The sequence below is a fragment of the Hathewaya histolytica genome (assembly GCF_901482605.1).
GTDB lineage: Bacteria > Bacillota > Clostridia > Clostridiales > Clostridiaceae > Hathewaya > Hathewaya histolytica.
The window spans coordinates 1,230,503-1,253,570 of the sequence record NZ_LR590481.1 but is presented as its reverse complement, the minus strand read 5'-3'; the positions used below and the strand labels follow the sequence as shown (position 1 = coordinate 1,253,570).

Here is a 23,068-nt window from a genome sequence, read left to right as displayed (position 1 = left end):
AAGTTGCTAGATACTCAACTTTAGTTTATTTCCCCTCAACTTCTAGTATAATTAATGTTAAGAGGTGATTTTATGTCAACTTTTAGTGAAAGGATTAAGAAATTAAGAAAAGAAAAAGGATTAACACAAGAAGCATTAGCTCAAATCTTGTTTATTGATAAAAGTTCTATTTCTAAATACGAGAAAGGGAAACACATTCCAGAGAATGACTTAATGCAAAGGATTGCTGATTATTTTGAAGTAAGTACTGATTATCTTTTAGGAAGAACCGATGTAAAAAAGAGAGCTAATTCCAACTCTTTATTTGATGGAACTAAAAATATATCAACAGCTACAAAAATACTGTTTGATAATAATGATGAAGTTAAAGATGAAAATCTATTATTAAACTACGCATTAAAAGTTCTTAAAGAAAACTATAATAACTTAGAATCCAAAGAAGATCGTTCTGCAGCTGAAACTACTCTATCTATATTAAATGCATTGATTGATACTGGGGCATTAAATGAAGATAATTGGAATGAAGACACAATGAATATTATAAAGTCTGCAATAAATATGTATATTAAGAATAGAAAAAAGACTACTGATTAGAAGTAGTCTTTTTTTCTATTAGTTTATATTTTATGTATTCACTTAAAATTTTAATATCAATTAATTCTTCATTTTCCCTTATTAATTCAAAAATTTCCGTCAACTTTTTATCCATATAAACCCCTCCTGTATTCTTAACATATATATTTATTATATGTTACTAATCACTAAACCTTCAATCAATCGAACTTTTGTTCGTCTAAAAGTAAAAAACAAGGCTTTTACATAAAATAATCAAAAATCCCCATAGCATTGACTTTAACTATATTTTATATAGCCAATACCAAAGATTTTTTTTATTTATTAATTAACTAACTTTTTTTTAAAATTAATTAATTATGATATGTAAAAACCTTGTTAAATATATAATAATATTAATTTTTAAACAACAAAATAAATATTATCATATATTTATATAAACTGCAACTATATTTAACAAAATTTTCACATAGAATATAACATAATTGTATAACAAAAAGTTAGCTCCGCCCGAGCTAATACTCGACTTTTTATACCTATATTCACATATGATTACTTTTTATGTAATATATTTATAATAGTTTATAATTTAAGTTACGATATAATATAAATGGGTTGCAGAAAGGAAAAAACTTGTCTCAAAAGATAAATATAAAATTATTCAGAGAAAAACAAAAATTAAGCCAAAATAAACTTGCTAAAAAATCAGGGATTAGCCAAAGTTATCTATCTGCATTAGAGAGAAATGAAAAAAGTCCTACAGTACGTATTTTAGGTAGAATTGCAGATGAATTGAATATTTGTCCTAAACTTATGATAAAATGTTCAATAGAATGTAAGAATTGTAATAAGAAATGTAAATGTACATGTGGAGGTAATGAATAATGAAGATAGCAATATATTCTAGAAAATCTAAATTTACAGGCAAAGGTGAAAGTATAGAAAATCAAGTACTCATGTGTAAAGAATATATAGAAAGAAACTTTCATGGAGAAAAACATGAATTTAAAATTTATGAAGATGAAGGATTCTCAGGTGGAAATACGAATAGGCCTAAATTTCAAGAATTACTTAAAGATATCAGGAAGAGGTCCTTTGATATACTAATTTGCTATAGATTAGACCGTATAAGTAGGAATGTAGCGGATTTCTCATCTACACTTGAACTTCTTCAAAATAATAACGTGAGCTTTATATCTATTAAAGAACAGTTTGATACCTCTACACCAATGGGAAAAGCTATGGTATATATAGCATCTGTTTTTGCTCAACTAGAAAGAGAAACTATAGCCGAACGTGTTAGGGATAACATGCTTGAACTTTCTAAAAGTGGAAGGTGGCTTGGTGGTCAAACCCCTTTAGGTTTTAAAAGTAAACAAATGACTTATTTAGATTCTGAATATAAAGAAAGAACCATGTATAAATTGTCTCCAATTGAAGATGAACTTAAATTAGTTGAGTTAATCTATAATAAATATTTTGAAGTAAAATCTCTTAGAAAAGTTACACAATGGCTTTTAGAACATAAATACAAAACTAAGTTAGGCTCTGAATGGAATGTTAGTGCAGTTTCTGACTTACTTCAAAATCCTACTTATGTAAAAGCAGATGAAAAAATTTTTGAATACCTAGAAAGCTTACAGATAACATGTGTTGGAAATCCGGATGCTAATCATGGTATATTAACTTATAATAAAAAGAAAGGTCAAAATACCTATAGAGATACAAGTGAATGGATAGCAGCTATATCTAAACATGAAGGTGTAATAGAATCTAGTAAATGGCTAGAAATACAATCTACATTAAAAAATAATAAGGCTAAGGCACCTAGACTAGGAAAAACTCATAATGCTCTTTTGACTGGTTTGATAAGATGTGATAAATGTGGCTCTCCTATGACAGTTATACATGGATCTAAGGATAAGAACGGTAATACAAGGTTTTATTATGCATGTTCTATGAAAATAGATTCCAAGGGTACAAGATGTAATAATCAAAATGTTAGATCTATTGATGTTGAATCAGCAGTTATAAAAGAGCTAAAAAAAGTGACTAAGGACAATGGATTACTTGTTAAGGAACTGTCTAAAGCAAGAGAAGAAGTTGCATCACAAATAGATAATTCTAATGAATTAATTCTTCTGAATAACTCTCTAAAAACTAAAGAGACATCTATAGAAAACTTAATAAAGCAATTATCGCAGAACTCTTCTTCCACTGCCGCAAAATATATAATTAATGAAATTGAAAAAAATGAATATGAAATAAATGAGATAAAAGAAAAAATAAGTGTTATCAGTTCAAAAGCTGAGAAAAATAAAAATGTTGATATAAACATTGATTTTCTAATAAAACAGTTACAAAGTTTCTCTACTCTGATAGATTCAACAGATGATGTTGAGCAAAAGAAGTTTCTATTAAGCTGTGTATTAGATAGGATTACATGGAATGGAGATACTGGAAATATAGATGTTAAGCTTTGGGGATCACATAAAAAAAAATAGATTCTACGCTGGAAACTTGTAACATGGGTAATCTTGGGGAAAAGTTGCAGTTTGTTATGTCTAGCTTCAGTGTGTCCAACAAACAATCCAGCCTTTTCTCCAGCACAGAATAGATTATCTATACCTTTTACCTTTAACGTATTTTCTCTTATAGCACAAGATAAATATCTAATGGAATTTCCTTTTCCCCCAGCATATGGATCCACGTATTTAACATTCTCTAAGCCTTCTATTTTTCTAAGTTTTTCTAATGGATAATAAGATGTCATAAGCTTAGCATGTCCCGTATCTAGTAAAACTACATTTTCCGCGAATTCTTTCAATGCATATTGCTGACATACCTTAATTTTTAGTTTATCTAAGTTCACATCTTCCTTAGGTATTTTTAAAACTACCACACCTTTTTCTTCTAATTCATCTCTGATTTCCTTTGACAAACTTTCTTTTGATAACTTACAAGAACCACTAAATGCTCCGTAAACTTCATGTGCTCGTTCTCCCATTAAATCTTCTAAACCTGCCTGCCTTGTAAGACTTACTCTAGGTCCAAAAGATGGACATCTGAGTACACACATAGAGCAACCGTTTCCATATTTAAGACAGTTCCCCATAGGACCTGTGCTTCCTGTTGTTTCTATAAAAGCATCTCCTTCTACAAAAGTTCCATCATATAAGTAAATTCCTGTAATTCTGTCTTCTTTAACTTTAACATCAGTAACTCTGGCCTCGGTATGAATATTTATTCCCATATGCTCTAAATGTCTTTTAACTATAGGCTCTATATTATTTACATCATAAAGTGATGCATGTTCATGCCCGGGAAAATTCATATTTTTGTGTAAAGAATTATCATCACAAATATTTATTAAATCCTCTGCTCCTAAAGCCTTTAACTCTTCAGAGGCTGTGTATCTACCGTTATTTCTCATGATGCCGCCAATATTCCCCAGTCCTAAAAGCATATCTGTTTTCTCATAAAGATGAACTTCTGCTCCTGCCTTTCTAGCTGTGATAGCTGCAGCACAGCCTGACCATCCTGCCCCAACTATGATTATCTTCAAAATAATCTCCTCCCCTCAAGAACATATTTGGGATCTGTTTGCATCTTACAAAGCCTTCTAAGCTTGTGATCGTTATTTTTTCTTGTGCAACATCCACAAATCCCCTCTCCACAACACATTTTAGTGTTATTGCAACAGGTATAATTGGTAAAATTGTCTATCTGTGTTTTATTTACTTCTTCAACAACCTTCATAATGTCATAGTTTAAAATATCTGCACAGGATGAATGAACTAGGGATACTTTATTTTCCTCTAATTTATTTATTAAGAACTGTCTAAAATCTTCTGTAATTTTTCCACGTTCAAATGTATTTATATAATGTACTTCACTTGCATATCTATTTAAATATTCTGTTATAAAAGAATTGGGATATCTTCCGTTATCTATAATAACCGTCACCTTATTCCCTTTATTGTATAAGTCTTTTAATATAGGTATAAGTGGCGCTTGTCCTATCCCCCTTGAAATTAAGATACAATTTCCTCCTTTTTGATTTTTAATATGTCTAAGTCCAAGTACTCCATTCCAGTAAGGCCCCTTTACTAAAAGTTTATCTCCCTTTTTTAATTCATTTAATCGATAAGTTTTAACACCTTTAATTTCTATAGCTAATGTTAGCTCATTATCTTGTGTATTAATATCCATAATAGATATAGGTGAATCAAAGTAATTTCTATCTTCAACACTCTTTAAAAACACAAAACTTCCTACTGAAGTTAGATTTCTAACTAAGTAAGGATCAGTTTTTACTACTATTATGAATAAGTCTTCATTAGGAGATACTTTTTCAGTAATAATTCCCTGGAAATATTTTCTACCATTCTTTGCTACACCATTGTTCCATTTAAGTTCTTGATATATACATACTCCTTTCCAATTAGAACAATTACATTCATTATCCTTTTGTAAAAGTCTACATTGTATACAATTGCCAGTTTCGCCCAAATGACATGGGCAAAATTCTGTCCCTCCATCTATACACTCGAATGGTTCAAAACTCATATACTTTCCTCCATTCCGTACTATACTATTAAAATATTTTACTTACCATTAATTTGTTACATTTAATTCTCTATAAATTCAACTTTATTAAATACATAAAAAAAGTATAAAAAGATGTAATTAAAATTACATCTTTTTATACTCTACAAAAGTTTAAATTTTGTCTTTTAATCTTTCTAAAAAGGTTTTCTCATTTTGCACGCTTTCCTTATTAAAAATATTTACACTATATACTTCTTTATTCTCCTTAAATACCTTATATGTCCCTAGTATACTATCTTTATTTATATTACTATCTATTAAGTTATCAGGTTTTATCTCTACTCTATAATTATATGTCTCGCCTTTTTTTATAGGTAAACAAATATCTTCTTTTATATAAATTGGGATTTCTTTACCTTTTTTGTCTTTAATTCTCCCAACTGTATCACCCTTACGTTTAACATTTACTTGATTAAAATTATTCTTTACATATTCATAAATTTTCTTACTTTCTTTCCACCTTGGAGTACAATTTAAAGTTACAACTATAATCTCTCTTCCATTTGCCTTAAAGGAAGAAACTAAACATTTTCCAGCTTTCCCCGTATATCCTGTCTTAACTCCTGTACAATCATCTATACTATATAGAAGTTTATTTATATTGTTATAATCTCTAGTAAAATTTTCATCATCTTTTTTAATTTCTTTACTACTAACTATCTTATCAAAAACTTGATTTTTCTTCGCCGCAGCAGTAATAAGAGCAAGGTCATAAGAAGTTGTATAGTGATTTTCACTATCTAACCCGTGTGGAGACTCAAAATGTGTGTTTAAAGTTCCTAATTTAATAGCTTCTTCATTCATTAGCTTTAAAAATTCTTCCACAGAACCTGAAATTCCCTCCGCAATTGCAATAGCTGCATCGTTTCCGGATTTAAACATAAGTCCATATAAAAGTTCTTTTAAAGTTATTTGTTCACCTTCTTTATACTTTACTGTAGAACCTTTAATCTTAGCAGCTCTTTTAGATATAGTAATCTTCTTATCTAATTCTCCATGATCTATGGCTACTAAAGCCGTCATTATTTTTGTAGTACTTGCCATGGAAATAATATCATAAGCACTTTTTTCATATAATACTATTCCAGTATCTTTGTCTATAGCTATAGCACTTCTTGCATTTACATTTATATTTTTTGAAATTTTATCGTTTTTTGTTGTACTTATATTTACTGTATGCATGGCATTTACTACATTTGCATTTAATGTCAAATTGATAATAAAAACCATAGCAAACATATAAGTTCTATGTTTAATTCCCTTCATTAAATCACCTCTTAAAGTATATATTGAGACTCAATTATAAAAAAGAAATAAGTGGATAGAATAAGTAAAAGGTTAAGAAATTGCGGAGGAAGTTATGAAATACTTTATTATAATAATCTCAATACTTATTTTTATTATATTTTTCCCTATCCCTTTAAAAATATCTATCCTTTTTATAGAAAAAAAGCTATCTGTTTATATTTATAATATTAATGTAAATAAGAAAAAACTTACTTCTAAAAATACGTTTAAATTAAGTAATCTTAAACATAACAAATTCTCTTATTTTAAAAAAAGAAAAACAAAGGCTAGCTTAGACCTATCTTTAAATTACGGATTAGATGATGCTTTTGAGACTGCCATACTTTATGGTGTATTATGTGGTGCTTTAAATTCCATTTTATTATATTTATCTCAATATATAAAATTTAAACAAAATAACCATAATAAAATAAATATTACCCCAGATTATAACCATAATAAATTGGAATTTAATATTAAATGTATAATTTATTTAAGCCTAGTAAAGATTATATATATATTAGTAAAACTTTTATTTAATTCTAAGGAAGACAAAGCTAGGAGGTCTTTAAATGAATAATCATCCAATCGATAACTTATTAAAGAACACTATGGAAAATTTAAAAAGTTTAGTAGATGTGAATACTATAGTGGGTGACGCTTTTACAACAAGTGACGGCAGTACTATTATCCCTGTATCAAAAGTTTCCATGGGTTTTGCTTCAGCAGGAACAGAATTTCCAAATGCTTATGAAAATGAAAATAATACCGATGAGTTTCCCTTTGGTGGAGGTTCAGGTGGTGGCTTATCAGTAAAACCAGTAGCTTTTCTAATTATAAAAGAAAATAAATTTAGAATGATTCCTTTAAATTCTGAAACTACGGCGGATAGAATTATAGATTCCGTACCGCAACTTTTAGAAATTATAAAAGATATGTGTGGAGATAAAAAAGAAAAGCAATGTACTCAAAATTCTAAAAAGAAATATGAATGTGATGAAAATACTGAGTCCTACTGTAAAAAAGATAAAAACAAAGAATATAAACACAAAAATTAATAAAATGAAGCCCGTAATTTAAAATAATTACGGGCAGTTAATTTTCTAAATCAAAGCTTATCTCCTCAATATTAGGTAATTCATTTAAATCTTCTAATTCAAAATACTTTAAAAATTCAGTAGTGGTACAATATAATATTGGTCTTCCAGGCATATCCTTACGTCCATTCTCTTTAATCAATTGCTTTTCTAAAAGGGTACTTATTGCCCTATCACTCTTTACCCCTCTAATTTCATCAATTTCAATCCTTGTTATAGGTTGTTTATAGGAAATTATAGCTAAAACCTCTAAAGACGCTTGAGATAATGATTGTCTTGTATTAGTTCTTAAAAGTCTTTGTATGTAATGGGAATTTTCTCCTTTAGTAACTAGTTGATAGTTATTTTGTAATTTAATTAGTTTTAAACCTCTATTCTCCTCTTCATATAAACTTATGAATTCATCCATTAACTTACTTGCAAATGTTTTACTGCATTCTAGAACATCTGCTAGAGTATCTATACTCAAAGGATCTCCTGCAACAAAAAGTAGTGATTCAATTATAGAAAAGTATCTGTCCCTATTGCTCGCTTCTCTTATTTCTATCTGCCCTTCATTAATTTCCACTATATGATACCCCTTCCATAAATATCTCTGTAAAATTATTATCTTGTACAACCCTCAATTTTTTTAATCTTATTAGTTCTAACATAGCTAAAAAGGTTACAATAACTTCTATTTTACTTTCACAACTAAACACAACTTCTGAAAAAATTGCTCTCCTTTTATTTATAAAAACCTCTTGTAAGTAATTCATTTTATCTTCAATCCTATATTTATCTATAGATATTTGTTTAGGTACCCTATTACCGGTATTTTGCTTATTGTAGTATGTGTTCATTAATTCACTGAATATATTATACAACTTAAGTAATGTTACATTTTTTAAGAGCTCTTTTAAATCTAGCTCTTTTTTTTCTTCTATAATCTCTGGACGCTTAGAATATAATATACCTTCATTATTTTCTCTATCCTTTAAAATTTTTGCAACTTCTTTAAACTTATTATACTCAATTAACTTCTTAACTAATTCCTCCTTAGAGTTCTCTTCATCTACTTCTTCCTCTGGTTCAAGTTTAGGTAGTAACTCCCTAGATTTTATTTCGAGCAAGGTAGCAGCTATAACTATAAACTCAGAAGTAACTTCAAGGTCCATATCTTGCATTTTATTTAAATAAAATAAGTACTGGGAAGTAATTTCAGAAATTTTAATATCATATATATCCATTTCATTTTTCTTTATAAGATGAAGTAAAAGGTCAAAAGGACCTTCAAAATTTTCTATTTTTATACTTATAGACATGTATATCTCTCCATATTAAAGCATACTTAAAACATATTAATTATATCACCTTATTACCTTTAACTTCAAGAAATTAAAATTGATTTTAAAATAATATAAAAAAGAGCTCGAATAATCGAGGGTACTGAAAAAGTACCCTCCTAATCTTAATAGACATAACACTACAGTTTGTGTAGATGTTATGTCTATTTTTTAGTATAATTTTTATATTACTAATTTAAGCAGGTGATTTTATGTTAATGCATCAAAAGATGATATTAAGCGAATATGGTGATATATATGATAGGATTATCCCTAAAGATAATATGTTGAGAAGGATTAAAGAAATGGTAGATTTCTCATTCATCTACGATGAATTAGTTTCTACATATTGCAATAATAACGGTCGCGGAGCGATTGACCCAATAAGAATGTTTAAATATCTTTTACTAAAAACTATTTTCAATATTTCTGATGTAGATGTTGTTGAACGCTCTAAATATGATATGTCTTTTAAATATTTCTTAGATATGGCTCCGGAGGAGGATGTAATTAATCCAAGTTCTTTAACTAAATTTAGAAAGCTACGCTTAAAGGACACTAATCTAATGGACATGCTAATTTCTAAAACCGTAGAAATAGCATTGGAAAAGGAAATTATAAAATCAAAATCAATTATTGTTGATTCAACTCATACCAAAGCTAGATACAATCAAAAAACACCTAGGGAAGTTTTAATTGAACAATCTAAAAAACTTCGAAAGTCAGTTTATAACATTGATGAGTCAATGAAAGCAAGGTTTCCTAATAAAGTTAACAACGGTCTTCTTGAGGATGAAATAGAGTATTGTCAAAAACTTATATCAGTTATTGAAAAAGAAGAGGTCATTTCAAGTTATCCAGCTGTAAAAGAAAAATTAAATTTATTAAAAGAAACAATCGAAGATGATTTAGAGGTTTTGTCATTCTCTAAAGATGCTGACGCAAAAGTTGGACACAAAACTGCTGATACATCTTTCTTTGGGTATAAAACTCATATTGCAATGACTGAGGAACGTATTATTACTGCTGCTGTAGTTACTTCGGGAGAAAAACACGATGGAAAACAACTAAAATCACTTATTGAAAAGAGCGAAGCCTCTGGCTTAAACATAGAAAATATTATTGGAGATGCAGCTTATTCAGAAAAAGAAAATATAGAATATGTAAATGAAAGTGAAAAAAATCTAATTGCAAAGCTTAGTAAATCAGTATCTCATGGTAACAAAAGACAAACTAAAACGAAGTTTGAATATAATAAAGATGCAGATATGTATGCGTGTGAAGCTGGCCATATGAGTACTAAGAAAACTAGTACTAGACCTAAAAAACATGCCAAAGATGGACTAGGTACAGTAATTTCTTATTTTTTTGATGTTAAAAAGTGTCAGTGTTGCCCTTTAAAACAAGGGTGCTATAAAGAAGGTGCTAAAACTAAATCATACTCAGTTTCAATCAAAACGAATACGCATCAAAAACATATTGAATTTCAAGAAACTGATTTTTTTAAAGAAAAATCAAAAGAGAGATATAAAATTGAAGCTAAAAATAGTGAAATGAAACATAGACATGGGTATGATGTTGCGTCAGCCGCAGGTCTTGTTGGCATGCAAATGCAAGGTGCATTGACCATTTTTGCTGTAAACTTGAAGAGAATATTGACTCTAAGCAATCAGTAAATATACCCGATTAGGGTTTAATAATACAAAAAGACTCAAGCTCATACCACAAAATGGTATAAACTTGAGTCTTTTAAATTATGTAAAAAGTAAACCCCCGAAAAACTATAAGTTTTTCAGTGGTCTCCGAATAATCAAGCTCTTTTTTATATACTTTATACTGCATTATCAAATATTTGACTTAAATTATCTTTTAAATCACTAAAGAAGTGTCCTACCTTGATATCTCTATCTGAATATATATCTATCTTTTTAACAGATCTTCCATCAATTAAAATCTCACAATAACCTATAACTTCTCCTCTTTTATATTGTTTTCTGTCCTTATCAATGACTATTTTCTTTTCCACTTTGTTTCCCTTACCTCTTTCTAAAGGTAAATAAAATTCATCTTTTGCACGTGCAATTAAAAACTTATCACCTTTTTTATTAAATACAACTTTTTCAACTTCAGCACCTTTTTTAAGTATATTTTTAAATTCAAACTTTGAAAATCCATAATTCATAAGGGCAGATGCATCCTTATTTCTTATCTTATAAGTAGGTGCTCCCATTATTACAGACAACATTCTAACATTATTTTTTACTGCTGTAGCAGAAATACAGTACTTAGCTTCCTCAGTATATCCTGTTTTCAGTCCATCACATCCATTAAAAAATCTAACCAATTTATTATGATTCACAAGGGAAATGGGTGACTTTCTTCCTTCAGAAACTGTTTCCATATAAGTACCTGTATATTTTAAAATTTTAGGATGTTTAAGTAATTCTCTAGACATTAAAGATATATCATATGCTGAAGATATATGACCTTCCTTAGGAAGTCCAGTACAATTTTTAAAGGTAGTTTTATTCATACCTAATTCTTTTGCACGCTTATTCATCTCACCTACAAAGGCATCTTCACTACCACTTAAATATTCAGAAAGAGCTACAGCCGCATCATTTCCCGATGCAATAGCAACACCCTTTAATAATTCTTCTACAGTTCTAACCTCTCCAGTATCTAATAACATTGTACTTCCACCCATTTTTTTAGCATTCTCACTTACAGTAACCTTATCACTTAGCTTTATTTTACCACTATCAACAGCTTCCATAGTTAAAAGCATAGTCATCACCTTTGTAACTGAGGCAGGTGCATATTGCTCATCCTTATTTTTTTCAAATAGGACTTTTCCTGTAGTTGGTTCTATTAATAGAGCAGATTTTGCTTCAACATCTAAATTCTGACTTTCTGTAGATGGTTTCTTATCTTTTTCTTTATCTAATGCTAGTACTTTAGTGGAAAATAATGGCATTATAAATATAATAGTTAATACTAAGGCTAAAAATTTTTTTCTTTTCATGTTTAATCCTCCCGACTTTGATTTACAATTTTATTTTTACCAAAAAGCCTTAATATTATCACAAAAACTTTTAATATTATATATAACAATTTATTACCAAATAATTATCTTAACCACATTAAATTAAATTTCACTTTTTGAGAGATTTATAATAAAATAGATATAACCCATAATATTCCTCAGTCCTATTAAAATAATTAATTTTACTAATAAAATTTTAAGTATGGAGGAAAAAATATGTCTGCCCTTAATCATCCTGACTATGAAAATGAATCAAAAAGACTATCTTTAACCATTGACTACTTAAAGCACTTTGATGAAATTATAAATAAAAGAAAGAAACAAATTGATGAGTATCTTGACTATAGCAAAACACATTATAACTCAGATAATTCAGAACAATTTAATGAATTAATAATAAATGAAACACTACAAGGGAGTATGGAAAGTAGACTTAAAAATATAAGTAAAAGTCTTAATAAACCTTATTTTGCTAGAGTTGATTTTAGAGAAGATGGAGCAAATAAACTTGGTAGATACTATATTGGGAAAATGTCCCTTTTGAATGAAGATACCGAAGAATTTCTAATTATAGATTGGCGCTCTCCTATAGCAAATCTATATTATGAAGGGAGATTAGGTGAATCTAGTTACAAGTGTCCCGATGGAGAAATTTCAGGTAAAATATCATTAAAAAGACAGTACACTATAGAAAATGCTAAGCTAGAAGAGATATTTGATATAGATATAACTACTAATGATGATTTCCTTCAAGCTGCATTAGGTTCAAATAAAGATAATAGGTTAAAAGATATCGTATCTACAATTCAAACTGAACAAAATAAAGTAATTAGAGCTCCCATGTGGAACCCTCTTATAGTTCAAGGTGCTGCTGGAGGGGGGAAAACTACTATAGCATTACATAGAATTGCTTATCTTATGTATCACTATGAAAAAACTTTAAAGCCCGAAAACTTTATGATAATAGCCCCTAATAGCTTTTTCTTAAGCTATATATCGGAGGTTCTTCCAGAGTTAGGGGTAGAAAATGTAATTCAAACTACCTTTGAAGATTTCGCTTTTAAAGTTCTAGGTAAGAATATAGGTAAAAAACTTAAATTAAACTCTCCTCATGAAAAGTTATCTACAATAATCGAAAATTCTCCAAATTACATGAATAATAACGACAATACCCATGCTGATATAATAACCATGGCTTCCTCCTTTAAATCCTCTTTAGAATTTAAAAGTTTACTTTCTAGATATTTAATATATATAGAGTATCACTATATTCCTAAAGAAGATTTTAAAGTAAATGAATTTGTATTATTTACATATAAGGAAATTCAGAGACAATTTATAAAAGAATATAGTTATCTACCTTTTACAAAAAGAATAAATGAAATAAAGAAACGTATGTTAAATAAAATATCATACCAAAGTGATAAAATACTTAATCGTATTGAAGATGAGTACGAAGAAAAATTAAATAAGGTACGAAATGCTATGGATGATTGTGAAGAAAGAAGAATTAAAATTATATCTATAATAGATGAGAGAGATAATCTTCTTTCAGATATTAAAAGTGGATTAAAAAATGTAGTAAAAGATTATATTTCCAAAATACCTAAAAGATCAATATATATATATTATAAAAATTTTTTAGGAAACCTTGATAAACTAAAAGGAGATAATCATGATATAGATATTATAAACTATATAAAAGATTCCTCTTTAGAAAATCTTAAAAATAATACTATAGAAATTGAGGACTTATCTCCGCTTATGGATATTGCCACATCTATATATGGTATAAATGAAAAAATAAATTTAAGACATATTGTAATTGACGAGGCGCAGGATCTAAGTTTGTTTCAATTTTATATACTTAAGAAAATAGTAAATAATAATTCGTTCACAATACTTGGAGACTTGTGCCAAGGGATATATAGTTATAGAGGTATTAATGATTGGAATGATGTATCTACACATATTTTCGATGAAAACTCAACTAAACTTTGCTTAGAACAAAGCTATAGAACCACTATTGAAATAATGAACTCTGCAACTAAAGTTATAGGTAGTTTAAGCGATTCTCGTCTTCCTAAATCTAAACCAGTAATACGTCATGGAGAGGAAGTTAAAATTTTCGAAAAAAACTCTCTAAAAGAAATAGCAAAAGAAATTGATATTAGAATAGAAAATCTTGCAAACAGCAATTATAAGTCCATGGCCATAATTTGCAAAACCTTAGATGAGTGTAAGAAACTAAAATCTCTAATTAAAAATAAGAAAAATATTTCCCTTATAACTGGTAAGGAAAAAAATTATCCTGGTGGGATAGTCATAATTCCTTGCCACCTAGCAAAAGGGTTAGAATTTGATGTGGTGATTATAGCTAATGTTTCAAAAGAAGCATATATAAAAAAAGAACTAGATGTAAAACTACTTTATGTAGCTATGACTAGACCTCTTCATGAGCTTTATATTTATTCTCTGGGAGAAAAAAGTGAAATCTTACCCTAATAATTTAAAAATTATTGGAAATCTTTATGACTAATTGCTAATAAATATTTTTCAATCATCCCTCTATATCAAAGAATGTAGAGGGATGATTAAATTAATTATTATATGATTTATTTAATAACATCATATATAAGAGGAATAGATTTATTAGCTTTATTTTCAATAATATAAGAGTTTAAAATATCTTCTTCAGCTTTTTCTATTAAATCCTTATTATTGGCATGTATATATGCAATTATTTCACCTTTTGAAACCTTGTCACCTCTTTTTTTATTTAAAACTACTCCTACTGCAAGATCTACTTTACTTTCCTTTGTTACTCTTCCTGCTCCTAACTCCATTGCAACTACACCCACTTTTTCACTGTGAATTTTTGTTACATATCCATCCGTAGTGGACTTAACTTCATGAATAAACTTAGCCTTTGGAAGGAGTTCTGTATTTTCTACGATATTAGGATCTCCACCTTGTGCTTCTATAAACGCTTTAAACTTATTTAAAGCTTCACCATTTTCTAAAGTTTTTAGGAGCATATCCCTAGCTTCACTTTCACAACTAGCCCCGCCACCTAAAACAACCATATAGCTTCCTAAAACAAGGCAAAGCTCTCGTAGATCATCAGGGCCCTTTCCCTTTAATATTTCTATAGCTTCCTCTACTTCAAGAGCATTTCCAATAGCACACCCTAAAGGTTGATCCATGTCAGATATTATAGCCACTGTCTTTCTATCTACACCTTTACCTATTTTCACCATTTCTTTCGCCAGTATTTTGGCATCTTCTGAAGTTTTCATAAAAGCTCCATCCCCCACTTTTACATCTAAAACTATAGCATCTGCTCCGGAGGCTATTTTCTTACTCATTATACTAGATGCAATTAAAGAAACATTGTCTACTGTAGTAGTAACATCTCTTAATGCATATATTTTTTTATCTGCAGGAGCAAGATTTCCTGTTTGACTAGCCAAAGCAAATTTTATTCTGTTTACATTTTCAATAAAATTCTCTTCTGATATTTCCACATTAAACCCATCTATAGATTCTAATTTATCAATAGTACCGCCAGTATGACCTAACCCTCTACCAGACATCTTAGCAACGGGAATTCCAGTTGCAGCCACCATAGGCCCTAAAATAAGAGTGGTAGTATCACCTACACCACCTGTACTATGTTTATCCACCTTTATACCATTTATCTTTGAAAGGTCTAGCATATCTCCCGAATTTGCCATGGCCATAGTAAGCTCCACTGTTTCTTTTTCACTCATTTTATTTAAAAATATTGCCATCAATAAGGCTGATGCTTGATAATCTGGTATATTTCCTCCAGTATAATTTTTTATAAAAAAGCCTATTTCTTCCTTAGTAAGTTCTTTTCCATCTCTCTTCTTTAAAATGATATCATACATTCTCATATACTCGGTTCCTCCTAAGTTAATAATTTAAAAACTTTTTAATTATTAAATAAAAATAGTAAAAAAAATTTAGTCTCTCCCTAAATTCATTACATACAAAAATACTATTTCCAGCTGAATATTTTCGTATTAAATACTTTTCGCCATAAATTTTTATTGCACCTGGAAGTATACCTAAGAAAAAGTATAAGATAATAAAACTTTTTAAAATACTCTTTAAAAATTTAAGAAATTCCTCTTTATTATTTATCATGCTACATACCCTAATGCGTTACCTAAATAGTTTAAAACATTGGGAGAGATATAAGCTTCTATTAAAAATCCTATAAACATAACTAAGAAAATAATTATAAATCTCAGAGAATAGCCTAATATACTTGATAATACACCGTTATGTAATTTATTTTTTAAAATATTAATAGAGAACTCCATAGCATATACTGATAAAATAATAACACATGGAACAAAAATCAGATTTTGAAGTAGAACGGTTCCAATGCCGACCCATATACCTTTTACTCCAAAATTATTTATTATAAAAGAAAAACTAAACCCTAATGCATATCCTTTTAATAGATCTAAAACTAATACAATAGGAATACCTATTATAGTCATTCCTAAAAACCATAATGCTATTACTACAGGAATATAGTTTGATATACTTCCCATTAATATAGAAGTTTTCGATACATTTTCCTGCTTTATAATATTTAATGAACTCTCAATCCAGTTAACTATAGAAGACTTATCTGTACTAGGCATATATTTTACGTTATAAAATCCTAGAACTACACCAGTACAAAGAAAAATTAAACAAAGTAAGTAAAGCCATATGTTTTCACTTATATGATTTAAGATGCCAGTAAATCCCTCATTAGATTGTGGCTTTATAGTTTTTACCATAAGAATTTTCCTCCTATATCATTAATTCATACTAAAATATTTATGATATAAATGGAAACTATATTCTTAAAAGTTTTATAAATACATTAGAGAACTTATAGTTTTTGCATCTGTGATTTCTCCACTTTTAACCATATTCTTCACATCATCTAAACTATATTCTTCTGTTGAAATAAACTCATCCTCATCTCCCCCTAAGGTTCCTTTACCTAATTTTGTAGCTTTAAAAATATGAATGCATTCATTACAAAAACCTGCTGAGGTATGAATTTTCCCTAAGTATTCAAGTTCTCCGGCTATAAATCCTGTTTCTTCTTCTAATTCCCTAAGTGCACAATCTTTAATATCTTCATTATGCTCTAATTTCCCTGCTGGTATCTCTAATAGCACCTTTTCTAAAGGCTTTCTAAATTGTCTTACCATTAAAATTTTATTTTCTTTAGTGAATGCAACTATAGCCACAGCCCCAGGATGATTTATTATCTCCCTCTTTGATTTTTTACCATTAGGAAGCTCTACTGTATGAATGCTTAAATCTACTATTTTCCCTTTAAATATCTCTTCTTTTTCTAAGGTTTTTTCTAAAAATTCCATATTATCTCCTCCAAAATTAGTGTTTAATACTCATTTTTATAATATCTAACTTTATTATATTATAAAAATAATGTTCTAGTTTAGGCTATAGTATTTTATATTACAAAAGTTCATTTTTTAATTTTTTCGCAAGTTCCAATAACTTTTCTCTATAATTAATACTGTAATCATCTATAACCAAATCTAATAATTTTTTTAATACTATACCTATATTTTTACCCTCTATTCCTATATTAATTAAATCTAACCCTCTAATTTTTAAATCTTTTATTTTAAAACACTGTTCCTCTTTTAATATAACCTCCAACTTATTTTCTATCACCTTTAAACTTAATAACTTTTCCTCTATAAATTCAGGATTTTGCGCCAAAATATCTGCCTTTCTTACTTTTAGCAAGTCCCTAAAATTATCTTCACCTATTTTATTTAAAAGCTTTTTAATACCTTTAGTATTATTTATAAAACTATCATGATATTTAATCAAGGTAATAACCTTATCAATTGTTTTATTATCATATTTCATTTCTTTTAAAAGATTATATGCTATATAAGAGGATTTTTCAGCATGGCAATAAAAGTGGTCTACTCCTTTTTCATCTGTAGTTTTGCATTCTGGTTTTCCAATATCATGTAAAAACATGGTCAGTCTTAAAGGTAAGTCTTGCTCTACATTCCCTACACTAGATATTATGTGTTCTGCTACATTATATATATGATGAGGATTATTCTGTAAAGTACACTCACATAGCTTATACTGTGGTATAAAGTATTGTATCAATCCATATTCGCTTAATTTATCTATGGCATTGGGGTTACTTGATAATAATATTTTGTTAAATTCTTCTCTTATTCGTTCTATAGATACATATTTTATATTATGACTTAAGTTTATTATTGCATCTTCCGTATCTTTATCTATACTAAATCCTAACTGAGCAGAGAATCTTACAGTTCTCATCATTCTTAGTGCATCTTCACTAAACCTTTTTAAAGGTTCACCTACAGCTTTAATGACGCCTTTTTTTAAATCTTCAACCCCATTAAAGTAATCTATTAGACCCTCGTCTTTATTGTATGCCATAGCATTTATAGTAAAATCTCTTCGTTTTAAGTCTTCCTGTAGGAAGCTAGTAAAAATCACTTCTTCTGGTCTTCTATTATCCCTATACTCTCCATCTATTCTAAAAGTAGTTACCTCATAGCTTAATTCTTCTATTAAAACTGTTATGGTTCCATGCTTAATTCCTGTAGGAATCGTTTTAATCTTAAGACTATTAAATATTCTCTCGATTTCTTCTGGCAAAGCATTCGTTGTTATATCATAATCATTAGGAACTTTACCTAGGACACTATCCCTAACTGCTCCTCCTACTATATAAGCTTCATAATTAAACTTATTTAATGTGCTTATTATATAATTAGCACCATTAGGTATATTTATTTTCACATCCTTATATATCATTTAAGCACCCACTCCTAACACCTATTGAATTCTCTATTATTAATAAGATTATTTACTTATGATAATTTGCATATTATATCATAAATATTTAAGGGAGTCATTTATGACTCCCTCTTAATTTGTATCTCAAATTAATATAAATATCTGCTTTAAAACTTAAAACCTCTGAATCTTTAGGATTGTTTAGCAGTAATATATCGATAACTTTTAAACATTCTTCACCATAATCTTCCCAATACAAATCTTTAGCGAACTCTAGCATAGCATCATGTTCATTCATACCATTAATAATATTTTTAAATAACCACTTACCCGACAATGATGCACCAGAGACAATTTTAATTTTATCGCCTATCCTTCGTATTCTTGATTTATCAATCAAATCAACAAGTGAAAGCTTTACACCTCCATGTTTCTCAATCCAATTTAATAAAGAGCAATACTCCTCTGGATAATTATCTATCAAATATGGAATAACTACTGTTTCCGTCCACTTCAGTTGTTGAAGTTCAGCATAATCTTCACACTTACGATCATTGAACCCAAGCCATCTACCTCCACCAGCACGTAGAAGATTATCCTCATGATGAGCAATCTCATGAACTAATGTACTTAGCATTTGTAATCTAAGATATGACTCAATTATACCTAGTTTTATTTTTTCTCTATCATATACGTAGGCATAGAGAAATATCTTACATGTTCTAGTATAATATGTCCCAAGTATAGGTGGACTATATATTGGCCCGTATTCATCAATACAAATCCTTCCTGTATATGGGTCTCTAACCTCTTTATCTAAATTATCAACTTTACCTTCTTGATATTCTTTTCCTAGACAAAGAGTTATGGAATGTATGCCCGAAACTATATTATAAGGCATCCTTTTTATAACGCCTAATAAATCTTCTTTATTTAGGGGAAAGTGAATATATTTTTCTTTATCTTTTATTTTAATTTTTATAGTGTTTAAATCAGAAGGGTTCATATACTTAATATTTCTATTATCTACCTTTCTATTACAGATGGTCATCTTTTTTGTAAAGCTTTTTCTGTATAATTCTTCACCAATCTGGTTCAATTTCTCTTCTTTGATACCTTCATTTGAATATTTATAGTTTCTTTCTTTAATATAATCCCTTACATTACTATGAAAACTTCTTGACATTATAGTCCCCCTAAATAATTATCAATAACCGTCTTTAAATCAGATTTTTAACATAATATTTGCTTATGTATTTTAAGTTCATTTGCAACCTCTCTTATCCTAATATTTTTATAAGTATATGAAGATATTTAATGAAATTTATAAATCAACCTTGAATTTTTCTATATCATATAATCCTCTATAAATTTCTTCTCTTGGAAAATTGCTTTTCTTTAATTCTTCATCACTCTTTTTTAGCAATAAGTTATAAAATTCAATTGCAACTTCATATACTTCAGGTGAATTATTCTTTTCCAATTCGTTAAAAATTAAATCTTCTGCTTTACTATAATTCTCCTCATGAAATAATTTATTAAAAACTATTTTGAATACATCTGTAGAACCCATTTGATTAATAGTAATATTTTCACTAATTTTTTCTTTCTTGTTGAAAATAACTTTTCCAAAGGATTTCCCAAGCTTTTTTATAAGTTTTTCAATATCCATAATACTCCACCTTAATTCTTTTAATGATTACTCTAATTTAAATCAGACTATTTTTCAAAGGCAGTGCACCCTACTAAATAAGGATGATCAACTATTATTGCCTCCTTCTCCTTACGAATTAGCCATAAAATATACATATCACCACCTCCGCATAAAATATGGAATAAACCAAACATAGCCAAAAAATAATTCCCTAGTAATAACGAAATAGTATATGGTAATAATCCTACAAGAATAGTAGGTATTGCACATCCTAAAACATATCCTTTAAATTTAAGACCTTCGTTACAACAGCAATATGGTGTAAGTGTTGACCAATCTACCCCAAATCCTATAGCTCTCCACTTCTTTTTACAAAAGAGACTCCAAGTAAGTCCATGAATTAATTCATGAACTACAATTCCTAAAAATGCAACTAAGTAAAATACCATATTTAATCGTATATACTTATAGGCATCTCCACAGATTACTAAAAATAATAAATAACAAATTACAAAAATAGGTGCTGCAATTACCAATGCCATAACATTCGCTTTTAAAGTACTCACACTTAGATATTTTTCTTTATAGCCTTGTTCAAGCAATTCTTCACGAACTCTATTAAACTCTTCTAAGCGTTTTATTTGAACATCTGTTAAATTTTTTTTATCCTTCGATATTTTATTTTTGTTTTCCATTTTTATATTATTCTCCTAATAATATTAAAATAACGCAACAATATGTTTATTGCTTTTTAATACGTAAATAAAATTATTCCTAATCAATAGATTATAATCCACTTTCATAACCTCTTACCTCATGAATTCTGTAGCAAATCTTTTCTAATTCATCCTTTCTTTCAATGGGCGCCTCAAAATTAAATGAACGTATACCTAATATTTCACCAGAAGATTTTAAATTAATAAATCTTTGAATTACTTCATCTTTTAGATTCCCTTTAACGAAAACATTCAATTAAGTTTTCTTTAACTTAAATCCTTGTTTAATATACCACCTATTCGAAGCTTTATCATCTTGAGTCCATACTTCAACCCTTTTAATTCCTAAGTCTTTGAGTATAGATTTAGCTTTACACCATAAGTTAGTAGCTACATTCTTGTGCCTATACTCTGGCAGAACACCTAAATTCCACATTACACCACCTAAATCGCCTTCAAAATAACAAACATCACCTAAATTCTCTTCATATTCTATATCTAGAAATCCAATTACCTGATTGTTATCTATAGCAATAAGACGAAGTGCCGGATTATTATATTCCTCCCTAAAATTTTGCACATAATCAAAATAAGAACTGTCCATAAATGATACTACCCTACATCTAATCCAAGACTGCTCATCTGATCTTTCATATCCTCTTATGTACATATTTTATTCCCCTCCCCAATTTTTAGAGATTACTTTATAATCTTCTCCTCTAACATAAAACTTTTTATAATCCTAATTTTATTTTAGTATATAGCTTCGTTACGTTTGTCCACATACTACAACATGGTACTTAATACTATCACAAAAGCATATAACCATAACTTTGTATATCCTCAATAAAAAACACCTTTATGTCATTTTATCGATATAAAGGTGTTTTTTAGTTTGATATTTATTGGTTTACATATATAAACTTAAAACATTATAACTTTATATACTTCAATCTTAACTTACTCTATTTTTAAGTCTTAATTTATCAGCAACCATTGCAATAAACTCAGAGTTTGTTGGCTTGCCTTTATCGTTGTGAATTGTATAGCCAAATAATTTGTTGATTGTTTCTACTTGTCCTCTACTCCATGCTACCTCTATGGCATGTCTTATAGCTCTTTCCACTCTACTTGCTGTCGTATTATATTTCTTTGCAATAGATGGATATAATTCCTTGGTAACTGCTGATAAAAGCTCTATATTCTCAACAACCATAGTTATAGCTTCTCTTAAGTACATATACCCCTTAATATGGGCAGGTACTCCTATTTCATGAATTATATTAGTTATTTCAGCCTCTAAATCGAAAGGGCCTTTTTTATCTTCCCTGACAGGAATACTATCTCCTTCTTCTACAACAACTGATTTTTTTATTCCATCTGTAACTATGGTATTATTAAACATTTGTCTTATTCTTTTAGTGAAAATATCCATATCAAATGGTTTAACTACATAATAATCTGCACCTAGTGTAATTGCCCTCTGAGTTATTCTATCTTGTCCAACGGCAGATAATACTATTATTCTAGGCATTGGATCTAAATTCATACTATTTAATTTCTCAAGTACACCTAATCCATCAAGATGTGGCATTATGATATCTAATACAACTAAATCTGGCTTTTTATCTTGTATTAATTGTAGTGCTTCTATTCCATCTTTAGCTATGCCTGTAACTATCATATCTCTTTGACTTAATAAATAATCATTTAAAATATTGCAAAATTCTTTATTATCGTCTGCTATAACTACACTTATTTTTGAATTCTCCATATATTAACTCCCCTTTATCATAAAATTCCATATGTTTACAATTATTTAATTCGACACAAATTAATTAACTCCTTCTAAATTAATAAAAAAACAAAAATATATACTTTTTTCACTTAATTGGTAA

23 protein-coding genes and 1 pseudogene are annotated in these 23,068 nt (G+C 28.6%); 7 read left to right on the top strand and 17 right to left on the bottom strand.

The genetic code is table 11. The features are described from left to right. Positions 1-72: 72 nt before the first annotated feature. Positions 73-594: a helix-turn-helix domain-containing protein gene (locus FGL08_RS05975; RefSeq protein WP_171011987.1), complete on the top strand. Its 522-nt coding sequence runs from the start codon at positions 73-75 to the stop codon at positions 592-594. Here FGL08_RS05975 and FGL08_RS13675 read toward each other — a convergent pair. Beyond that, on the bottom strand, positions 584-709 hold the full coding sequence (locus FGL08_RS13675; RefSeq protein WP_279232944.1) for a hypothetical protein: 126 nt from the start codon (positions 707-709) through the stop codon (positions 584-586). The two genes, FGL08_RS05975 and FGL08_RS13675, sit on opposite strands and share 11 nt — an antisense overlap. A 497-nt stretch (positions 710-1,206) precedes the next feature. On the opposite strand from FGL08_RS13675, the gene FGL08_RS05970 reads away from it, so the two are divergent. Then, positions 1,207-1,458, top strand: coding sequence for a helix-turn-helix domain-containing protein (locus FGL08_RS05970; protein ID WP_138209911.1), 252 nt, complete (start codon positions 1,207-1,209; stop codon positions 1,456-1,458). Then, positions 1,458-3,077 carry a recombinase family protein gene (locus FGL08_RS05965; protein WP_138209910.1) on the top strand — a complete coding sequence of 540 codons (1,620 nt, stop codon included), beginning with the start codon at positions 1,458-1,460 and terminating at the stop codon, positions 3,075-3,077. The genes FGL08_RS05970 and FGL08_RS05965 overlap by 1 nt, the downstream gene beginning before the upstream one ends. A gap of 62 nt (positions 3,078-3,139) precedes the next feature. Here the strand turns inward: FGL08_RS05965 and FGL08_RS05960 are convergent. From FGL08_RS05960 to FGL08_RS05950, 3 genes and pseudogenes are all read right to left on the bottom strand, one after another. Next, positions 3,140-4,138: pseudogene (locus FGL08_RS05960) on the bottom strand (FAD-dependent oxidoreductase); the annotation flags it as partial. Next, positions 4,135-5,142, bottom strand: a complete 1,008-nt coding sequence (locus FGL08_RS05955; protein WP_138209909.1) for a sulfide/dihydroorotate dehydrogenase-like FAD/NAD-binding protein — start codon at positions 5,140-5,142, stop codon at positions 4,135-4,137. The gene FGL08_RS05955 and the pseudogene FGL08_RS05960, both read right to left, overlap by 4 nt. A 153-nt stretch (positions 5,143-5,295) precedes the next feature. Continuing rightward, a complete protein-coding gene (locus FGL08_RS05950; RefSeq protein ID WP_415578718.1) occupies positions 5,296-6,366 on the bottom strand; it encodes a D-alanyl-D-alanine carboxypeptidase in 1,071 nt (356 codons plus the stop codon). Positions 6,367-6,544: 178 nt separating this feature from the next. Between FGL08_RS05950 and FGL08_RS05945 the strand changes: the two genes are divergently transcribed. Together FGL08_RS05945 and ytfJ are read left to right on the top strand one after the other, a co-directional pair. After that, on the top strand, positions 6,545-7,051 hold the full coding sequence (locus tag FGL08_RS05945) for a DUF2953 domain-containing protein (RefSeq protein ID WP_138209907.1): 507 nt from the start codon (positions 6,545-6,547) through the stop codon (positions 7,049-7,051). Continuing rightward, positions 7,044-7,529 (top strand): GerW family sporulation protein, encoded by a 486-nt coding sequence (ytfJ, locus tag FGL08_RS05940; RefSeq protein WP_138209906.1) that lies wholly within the window; start codon positions 7,044-7,046, stop codon positions 7,527-7,529. Before FGL08_RS05945 ends, ytfJ begins: the two co-directional genes overlap by 8 nt. A gap of 37 nt (positions 7,530-7,566) precedes the next feature. Here ytfJ and scpB read toward each other — a convergent pair whose 3' ends face one another. Both scpB and FGL08_RS05930 read right to left on the bottom strand, forming a co-directional pair. Further along, the gene (gene scpB, locus FGL08_RS05935) at positions 7,567-8,139 is read right to left on the bottom strand and encodes an SMC-Scp complex subunit ScpB (protein ID WP_138211283.1); all 573 of its coding nucleotides are present in this window, start codon (positions 8,137-8,139) and stop codon (positions 7,567-7,569) included. After that, complete coding sequence (locus FGL08_RS05930) at positions 8,126-8,872, bottom strand: segregation/condensation protein A (RefSeq protein ID WP_138209905.1); 747 nt, start codon at positions 8,870-8,872, stop codon at positions 8,126-8,128. The genes scpB and FGL08_RS05930 overlap by 14 nt, the downstream gene beginning before the upstream one ends. Positions 8,873-9,105: 233 nt before the next feature. On the opposite strand from FGL08_RS05930, the gene FGL08_RS05925 reads away from it, so the two are divergent. Beyond that, positions 9,106-10,569, top strand: coding sequence for an IS1182 family transposase (locus FGL08_RS05925; protein WP_138208895.1), 1,464 nt, complete (start codon positions 9,106-9,108; stop codon positions 10,567-10,569). 155 nt (positions 10,570-10,724) lie between these two features. On the opposite strand, the gene FGL08_RS05920 is transcribed toward FGL08_RS05925, so the two are convergent. Continuing rightward, on the bottom strand, positions 10,725-11,918 hold the full coding sequence (locus tag FGL08_RS05920) for a D-alanyl-D-alanine carboxypeptidase family protein (RefSeq protein WP_138209904.1): 1,194 nt from the start codon (positions 11,916-11,918) through the stop codon (positions 10,725-10,727). A gap of 237 nt (positions 11,919-12,155) precedes the next feature. Here FGL08_RS05920 and helD point away from each other — a divergent pair, with 237 nt between their 5' ends. Beyond that, a complete protein-coding gene (gene helD, locus FGL08_RS05915; protein WP_138209903.1) occupies positions 12,156-14,444 on the top strand; it encodes an RNA polymerase recycling motor HelD in 2,289 nt (762 codons plus the stop codon). A 110-nt stretch (positions 14,445-14,554) separates the two neighbouring features. Here helD and FGL08_RS05910 read toward each other — a convergent pair whose 3' ends face one another. The 10 genes from FGL08_RS05910 to spo0A all read right to left on the bottom strand — a co-directional run bounded on the left by FGL08_RS05910 (position 14,555) and on the right by spo0A (position 22,944). Continuing rightward, positions 14,555-15,859, bottom strand: coding sequence for a pyrimidine-nucleoside phosphorylase (locus FGL08_RS05910; RefSeq protein ID WP_138209902.1), 1,305 nt, complete (start codon positions 15,857-15,859; stop codon positions 14,555-14,557). A 249-nt stretch (positions 15,860-16,108) separates the two neighbouring features. Then, positions 16,109-16,762 carry a stage II sporulation protein M gene (gene spoIIM, locus FGL08_RS05905; protein ID WP_138209901.1) on the bottom strand — a complete coding sequence of 218 codons (654 nt, stop codon included), beginning with the start codon at positions 16,760-16,762 and terminating at the stop codon, positions 16,109-16,111. 75 nt (positions 16,763-16,837) lie between these two features. Next, on the bottom strand, positions 16,838-17,356 hold the full coding sequence (locus FGL08_RS05900; protein WP_138209900.1) for an NUDIX hydrolase: 519 nt from the start codon (positions 17,354-17,356) through the stop codon (positions 16,838-16,840). Between the two features lie 100 nt (positions 17,357-17,456). After that, positions 17,457-18,818, bottom strand: coding sequence for a CCA tRNA nucleotidyltransferase (locus tag FGL08_RS05895; RefSeq protein ID WP_138209899.1), 1,362 nt, complete (start codon positions 18,816-18,818; stop codon positions 17,457-17,459). 97 nt (positions 18,819-18,915) lie between these two features. Then, a complete protein-coding gene (locus FGL08_RS05890; RefSeq protein WP_138209898.1) occupies positions 18,916-19,986 on the bottom strand; it encodes a hypothetical protein in 1,071 nt (356 codons plus the stop codon). Between the two features lie 138 nt (positions 19,987-20,124). Next, positions 20,125-20,472: a DUF6483 family protein gene (locus FGL08_RS05885; protein WP_138209897.1), complete on the bottom strand. Its 348-nt coding sequence runs from the start codon at positions 20,470-20,472 to the stop codon at positions 20,125-20,127. Positions 20,473-20,519: 47 nt separating this feature from the next. Beyond that, positions 20,520-21,149 (bottom strand): DUF3267 domain-containing protein, encoded by a 630-nt coding sequence (locus tag FGL08_RS05880; protein ID WP_138209896.1) that lies wholly within the window; start codon positions 21,147-21,149, stop codon positions 20,520-20,522. A 91-nt stretch (positions 21,150-21,240) separates the two neighbouring features. Next, positions 21,241-21,426 carry a hypothetical protein gene (locus FGL08_RS05875; RefSeq protein WP_138209895.1) on the bottom strand — a complete coding sequence of 62 codons (186 nt, stop codon included), beginning with the start codon at positions 21,424-21,426 and terminating at the stop codon, positions 21,241-21,243. Continuing rightward, positions 21,427-21,840, bottom strand: coding sequence for a GNAT family N-acetyltransferase (locus tag FGL08_RS05870; RefSeq protein WP_138209894.1), 414 nt, complete (start codon positions 21,838-21,840; stop codon positions 21,427-21,429). A gap of 285 nt (positions 21,841-22,125) precedes the next feature. After that, positions 22,126-22,944 carry a sporulation transcription factor Spo0A gene (gene spo0A / locus FGL08_RS05865; protein WP_138209893.1) on the bottom strand — a complete coding sequence of 273 codons (819 nt, stop codon included), beginning with the start codon at positions 22,942-22,944 and terminating at the stop codon, positions 22,126-22,128. Positions 22,945-23,068: the final 124 nt, after the last annotated feature.